2 protein-coding genes and 1 pseudogene are annotated in these 1,296 nt (G+C 73.2%); 2 read left to right on the top strand and 1 reads right to left on the bottom strand.

Translation table 11 applies throughout. From position 1 onward, the window contains the following. Window position 1: 1 nt before the first annotated feature. On the bottom strand, window positions 2-238 hold the full coding sequence (locus AC5LSR_RS06000; RefSeq protein WP_076842429.1) for a hypothetical protein: 237 nt from the start codon (window positions 236-238) through the stop codon (window positions 2-4). 130 nt (window positions 239-368) lie between these two features. On the opposite strand from AC5LSR_RS06000, the gene nth reads away from it, so the two are divergent. Together nth and AC5LSR_RS05990 are read left to right on the top strand one after the other, a co-directional pair. After that, complete coding sequence (nth, locus tag AC5LSR_RS05995; protein WP_250292853.1) at window positions 369-1,094, top strand: endonuclease III; 726 nt, start codon at window positions 369-371, stop codon at window positions 1,092-1,094. Further along, window positions 1,091-1,296, top strand: a pseudogene (locus AC5LSR_RS05990) (hypothetical protein); the annotation flags it as partial. The gene nth and the pseudogene AC5LSR_RS05990, both read left to right, overlap by 4 nt.

The following is a 1,296-nucleotide window of genomic DNA, read 5'->3' as shown; positions in this document are numbered from 1 at the left end:
GTCAGGTCGCCCGGTGCTTACCCGGAGCCGACCGCCGCAGACGGCGGCGGTAACGCTCCAGGGCGGCCGGAAAGCCCTGGGAGACGAACGTGTTCACCTCGTCGGGGCGGGCGTTGTCGAGGAAGCCCTCCAGGCCCTGGCCCGAGTCGGCCATGCGCAGGGGACGCTCCACCCGCTCCATGGCGAGCAGCAGGCCCAGCAGCAGGAGCGGGAACGAGATCGCGGCAATCAGAAACATGGCGGGCACCATGGTGGGGGACGACTCTGCGTAACTGACACGCGGGGTCAGGATACGCGATGCGACCTCGGACACACCCGGTCCCCCGGCCGGAGAACGCGATGATCCGGTTACCGGATACCCTGTGGACGTGTCCACCCTCGCCGACGCCGCCACCGAAAGCCCGCTGGCGCGGACACGGCGAGCCCGGAAGATCGTCCGCGTACTCGGCGAGCTCCACCCGGACGCACGGATCGCGCTCAGCTTCGGCAATCCCCTCGAGCTCCTCGTCGCCACCGTCCTGTCCGCCCAGTGCACCGACAAGAAGGTCAACGAGGTAACCCCGACGCTGTTCGCGAAGTACCGCACCGCGGACGACTACGCCGCCGCCGACCGGGCGGAACTCGAAGCCATCCTGCGGCCGACCGGCTTCTTCCGGGCCAAGGCGAACTCGCTCATCGGGATCGGCGCCGCCCTGGCCGACCGTTTCGACGGGACCGTGCCGCCGCGCCTCGACGACCTGGTCACCCTCCCCGGGGTCGGCCGCAAGACCGCCAACGTCGTGCTCGGGCACATCTTCGACCAGCCCGGCATCACGGTCGACACCCATGTCGGACGGCTCTCGCGCCGGCTCGGGCTCACCACCAGCACCGACCCGGTCAGGGTCGAGAGCGACCTCGCCGGGCTGCTCGAACGGCGCGACTACACGATCGCATCCGACCGGCTCATCTTCCACGGCCGGCGGGTCTGCCACGCCCGGCGGCCGGCGTGCGGCGTGTGCGGCATCGCCCGCCTGTGCCCGTCCTTCGGCCTCGGCGCGACCACGCCGGCACAGGCCGCTCGGCTGGTCCGCGCCGACGCCGAAGCGGCCAGGTGAACACGGCCGCGTATCCGGACAGCCCGGACGATCTCGACGGGCTGGCCGGGGCCGACGGCCCGGGGCGGCTGGCCCGGCCCGGCCCGGTGGGAGGCCACCACCTGGCGGGAGCGCGCGGCCTGGCCGGGGCGGGCAGCCCCGCGCCGCCAGCCGGCCCGGCCCCGACAGGAAGCCCGGCCGAAGCGGCCCCGACAGGAAGCCC

Source organism: Protofrankia sp. CiP1_Cm_nod4 (genome assembly GCF_982290645.1).
The sequence above is the reverse complement of the archived record's forward strand: the minus strand, read 5'-3'. Positions and strand labels throughout refer to the sequence as shown.

Excerpts from the sequence above, each read along its gene's own strand:
- AC5LSR_RS06000 (WP_076842429.1), bottom strand. The coding sequence starts at position 238 with ATGTTTCTGATTGCCGCGATCTCGTTCCCGCTCCTGCTGCTGGGCCTG.